The 4,375-nt window shown below is 67.4% G+C and carries 7 protein-coding genes; 3 read left to right on the top strand and 4 right to left on the bottom strand.

Annotated features, from left to right (window positions below):
• Nucleotides 1–303 precede the first annotated feature (303 nt).
• From ABD308_RS12575 to ABD308_RS12565, 3 genes are all read right to left on the bottom strand, one after another.
• A complete protein-coding gene (locus ABD308_RS12575; RefSeq protein WP_344332761.1) occupies nucleotides 304–1,107 on the bottom strand; it encodes a phosphotransferase family protein in 804 nt (267 codons plus the stop codon).
• A 92-nt stretch (nucleotides 1,108–1,199) separates the two neighbouring features.
• Nucleotides 1,200–1,331 carry a hypothetical protein gene (locus tag ABD308_RS12570; protein ID WP_344332759.1) on the bottom strand — a complete coding sequence of 44 codons (132 nt, stop codon included), beginning with the start codon at nucleotides 1,329–1,331 and terminating at the stop codon, nucleotides 1,200–1,202.
• Complete coding sequence (locus ABD308_RS12565; protein WP_344332757.1) at nucleotides 1,328–2,452, bottom strand: radical SAM protein; 1,125 nt, start codon at nucleotides 2,450–2,452, stop codon at nucleotides 1,328–1,330. The genes ABD308_RS12570 and ABD308_RS12565 overlap by 4 nt, the downstream gene beginning before the upstream one ends.
• 386 nt (nucleotides 2,453–2,838) lie before the next feature.
• On the opposite strand from ABD308_RS12565, the gene ABD308_RS12560 reads away from it, so the two are divergent.
• From ABD308_RS12560 to ABD308_RS12550, 3 genes are read left to right on the top strand one after another with little or no spacing between them, the layout of a single operon-like run.
• Entirely contained in the window at nucleotides 2,839–3,255 is a 417-nt protein-coding gene (locus ABD308_RS12560; RefSeq protein ID WP_344332755.1) for a helix-turn-helix domain-containing protein, read from the top strand.
• A complete protein-coding gene (locus ABD308_RS12555; protein ID WP_344332753.1) occupies nucleotides 3,212–3,715 on the top strand; it encodes a DUF5753 domain-containing protein in 504 nt (167 codons plus the stop codon). Before ABD308_RS12560 ends, ABD308_RS12555 begins: the two co-directional genes overlap by 44 nt.
• Nucleotides 3,669–3,872, top strand: coding sequence for a DUF397 domain-containing protein (locus ABD308_RS12550; protein WP_344332752.1), 204 nt, complete (start codon nucleotides 3,669–3,671; stop codon nucleotides 3,870–3,872). The genes ABD308_RS12555 and ABD308_RS12550 overlap by 47 nt, the downstream gene beginning before the upstream one ends.
• Before the next feature lie 262 nt (nucleotides 3,873–4,134).
• Here ABD308_RS12550 and ABD308_RS12545 read toward each other — a convergent pair.
• On the bottom strand, nucleotides 4,135–4,375 hold a 241-nt coding region (locus ABD308_RS12545; protein WP_344332750.1), incomplete at its 5' end, for a hypothetical protein.

The following is a 4,375-nucleotide window of genomic DNA, read 5'->3' as shown; positions in this document are numbered from 1 at the left end:
GGCCCTCGCGCGAGCGCGCGAGGGCCCGCCCTGAGGAGCCCATCCGTGCTGGCGAGGTGCGCCCTGGCGGACGGGGCCGTTGACGCAGACCTATGGGTGGCCCGGAACACCGCACGTCATGCGGTCGTGTTTCTTTCGCGACGAGGGGTGGGTCCGGACCCTGCCGCAGCGCGGAACGTTCGTGGTGGACCGCAAGGAAAGGACAAGAGCGAGGCCAGGCGCGTAGCTCCCGCTGGAGCCGGCTATACCCCAGCCGCCACACCGGGTGGTAGGAACGGGCAGCCGGATCTGTCGTGAGGTCGGTTACACCGTTCGGTAGTCGCGCCAGGTTCGGGCGGCGCCGACCATGCGGGCCGTCCACGGGTCGGGGTCGCCTTCGCCGATCTCGTCCCACATGTTGGCGTTGGCGACAGCGAACGCGTTGATCCCCTCGGCGGAGGCCGCCTGCCACGTCGGAACGTGGGAGGCCCACTCCTCCGCCGAGGCGGGGTCGTGCCCGAACGCGATCAGCCAGAGCGCCCAGTACCCGGCGTCCAGCCACGGGGCGCCCTTGGTGGCCCATGCCCAGTCGACGAGTCGGGCACGCTGGTCGGTCACGAGAACGTTCGTGTTGTGCCAGTCGGTGTGGAGCAGTGCGTCCCCGGCGAACTGGGCGAGATTTTCCGGCCGTGCGGCGTACCGGGCGAGTCGTTGCTCGGCGTGCCGTAGTGGGATCGGTGGGCAGGGGATCTCCGCCAGGCGTCGCAGTGTGGCAACGACCTTCGGCAGGTCGGGTGAGCCGGGCCGGTAGTCGGCGTGGTGTCCGTCGACGGCTTCGAATAGCAGCAGGTCCCACCCGTCGGATTCGACACGGGCGATGAGGGCGGGTGCGATCCCTCGCACATACGGGTTCACCTCCGCCTCGCGGGCCTGAGTCCAGACCCGCCGGTGGTCTGCCCGCAGCCCCTTCACGTAGTACGTGCCGGTCGGCGACGTCAGACGGGCGGCGATCGAGCTGTTGAAGCCCTCGGTCTCCGACTCCACCTTCAGAACCGGGCCGGTGTGCGCCTCGACGGCCCTGCGCGCCGTATCAGGCAGGTCCGCGTACGGGATTCGGGATGTGGTCACAGTCGTCCGTTCGTCTCTCGTGACAGGCCCCGGACGGGCCCCGAGTCGAAACGTCGGGAGCCCGTCCGGGGACACGTCACGCTACTACCGGGTTACTGGTACGGGTTGTCGTCGCCGCACCCGGGCAGCGAGTCGGCGCCGAACGATTCGGCGTCGTCGATGAACGACAGTTCCTCGTTCTCCTCGGTGCGGGTGGCGGTCAACTCGACCATGACAGCGGTCATGCTGCACTCTCCTTCTGTCCGTGTTGGCAGTAATTCCTGAGTGGTGCCTTCGCCTCCTGGTAGCGCTTGGCCAGCGGCCGGCAAACCGAGCAGTTCGCGGAGAGCCGGCAGCCGGAGCAGCCACCGGTGCGAAGCATGAGGCCGTCGGCGATCACGCCGAGGCGGGAGAGCCCTTGGGCTCCTTCGGATGTCAGGTCAACCTGTTCGTCGCGGGCGACCTTGCAGATCGAGGCCCGTCCGTGCGGGTCCACATGCAGGAAGGTGTGGCCCGCGTTGCAGCCCTCGAACCTACTGAGCGGCTTGAGGTGCGCCGGAGACTGGGACTTGAGCGTTTCGCCTCCGCCGTAGATGGTCGGCGACATGTGGGTGTACTCGGTGTAGGGCACCCCGAGGTCATCCGCCATGCCCCGCATGCGGCCCTGCTCGTGGGCCGTCTGCGCGGTGATGATCAGCGACAGGCGCACCGGTACCCCGGCGGCAACCGCAGCAGCCAGACCGGCTGTGGCCCGCTTGAACGCCCCCCTGGTGTGGGTGAAGCCGTCGTAGGTCTCTTCCGTGGCGCCGTACAAGGAGACGTCGACCCGGTACGGCCTGACGGCCGTCAGCACGTCCAGAACCTCGGGTCGGGCGAGTCGCGACCCGTTCGTCTTCACCTCGATCATCATCCCGAGGCCGTGGGCAAGCCGAGCGGCACCGGCGAAGTGGGGGTCGATCAACGGCTCGCCCCCGGTCATCTGGAGCCAGAGGACGCCTGCGTCCCGCAAGGTCCGCAGCATGCTGTGCTTCCCCGCTTCGTCCAGGCCGGCGAACGGCCGCTCGCCCAGGAAGCAGTGGTCACAGTTGAAGTTGCATCCGAGGTTGAGTTCCCAGCTGCCCCGGCTGTGCCCGAAGAGCGAGGGCCGCCTGATCAGCACAGCCTCGGCGGCCCGTCGCACCGGCAATCCGATCCCCCATCGGGCCTTGGCCGCTTCCAGGAGCCACGGCGGACAGGTCTCACCACGGGCACTGGCGAGTTCCAGCTCACGGAACCGCCGTTCCGGCAGCTTGATCGCCTCCAGGCGACCGGGCCGCAGGACGACGTGGGAGCCCAGAAACGGGGCCGCGATCAGGTCGTGCACCATGTCATGCCTCACAGGTCTTGGCGGTAGGAGATGCCCGTTCCCGGGCGGATTCCCGAACTCAGGCCGCAGAGTGTCCGGCTGAGAAAGGCCAGCCGCGGGCGAAGGTTCACGCGGTGACCGCCTTCCCGCTCTTGGCTCACGCGGCGGCGATGTTCAGTCGGCGGGCCTGCCACAGTGAGGGCCGCGGTGGTCCCGCGCCCGGCGAAGTCCTCCTCGCGATCACGCCGTCGACTCCTTTCCGTAGTTGGACTGCTACAAGAGTCGACACCCGGCGCTAGCATCGGAAGGGGCGTCATGTTTCCAATGGTGACCCGCAACATGGGACCGGCCCCGGGAAACATCGCGTGCTCGCAGAAGACGGAGGCGCGAAGAGGAGAGGTGTCCGAGTGGGTTGGGCCGAGCGCGAACTTCACCCCGGGCGGTCCGCACGGGATCTCTACGGCTCCGAGATCCGGCGGCTGCGCAAGCTCCACGGCAACATGTCGCTCAGTCGGCTGGCGGTGATCCTCAACGTCTCGAAGGGGCACCTGTCCAGGATCGAAGGCGGGGACTCGAAGGTGCCAGAGGGGTTGTCCGAGACGTTGGATCTCGCGTTCAACACTGACGGCTCGTTCCTTCGCCTCTATCCTCTGGCCAGCAAGGAAGACTTCCCCGACAAGTACAAGCGCTTCATGGAGCTGGCGGAACGCGCCATCCGCCATGAGGCGTTACGAGACCACCGTGCCGGGGCTCCTCCAGACGGAGGACGTTGCCCGTGCTGTGCTCCAGGCCGGAGAGCCGTTTGCGGCGCCGGAGGAGATTGACGACTGGCTGACGAAGCGGCTTCGTCGCCAGAGGAGACTTGACCGCCACCCCGCGCGCTGCCGCTACTGGTTCATCGTGGACGAGGGCGCGATCCGGCGCCCGATCGGTGGGCAAAAGGCTATGGCGGAGCAGCTCAGTCGACTGCTTCGTGTCTGCCAGCTGCCTCACATCACGATCCAGGTACTGCCGTTCAGTGCCGGTCAGCACTCTGAGTTGGGCGGATCGTTGACCCTCCTGACCATGCCCGACCGGTCAGTCGTCGCCTACGAGGAGGGAAGTCGGTCCGGCACGCTTTTCGAAGAAACGGACGAGGTATCCCATCGCCAGGCGCTCTACGATCTGCTGAGGGCTCAGGCTCTCTCCCCACGAGACTCCGAAGCGATGATCAGTGCAGTACTGGAAGGACTCACCGATGCCATCCCCCGAGAAGCCCGCCCGGTGGCGGAGGAGCAGCTTTAGCAACGGCAACGGCGGAAACTGCATCGAAGTGGACGACAGCTGCCCCGGGACGGTCCGTGACTCCAAGGATCCCAACGGTCCCCGTCTGCGATTCACCCCCGACGCGTGGGCGGCATTCGTCCATGCTGCCGTGGATGGCGAGTTCGGCGACGTGTGAGCGGTGTCCCCAACGCGTGGAACCCCGACCGGAGCGGTCTGGGGTTCTGTTTCTTGCACGCTGATTGGCGTCCCTCGGCCTTCGACCGTCTCAACGACGGCGCTGACGGCTCTCTTTGGGCCGTCAGGATGCATGGTGCCTCGTGCTGTGCTGCCACCGACCTCCACGAACCAGCAGCTCGGACCCGGTTGAGGGGCCACAGGGGCTGTTTCGTGCCATCTGGAGTGGGAAGTCGACGTCGCCGACTTCCCACTCCGAGTGGTCATTGGGGTATGCGGTGGCGGCCGTGGGGTTTGTGGTTGTGGGGGTTGGTTTCGGGGCTGAAGTGGCCGGCTTGGCGGGCGATCCAGGTGTATTCGGGGGTGCCGTCGGGGAGGGTGCGGAGTTCCCAGCGTCCGAGGCGGGTGATGGGCGGCGGGGGCGGGCCGTCGATCTTGAGGGTGGTGACGATGCCGGTGATCACGGTGGTGATGGCGAGGGCGAGGAGGACGGCGAAGGCTGTG

Source organism: Kitasatospora putterlickiae, from assembly GCF_039527695.1.
Lineage (GTDB): Bacteria > Actinomycetota > Actinomycetes > Streptomycetales > Streptomycetaceae > Kitasatospora > Kitasatospora putterlickiae.
This window is presented reverse-complemented; position numbering and strand designations above follow the sequence as displayed.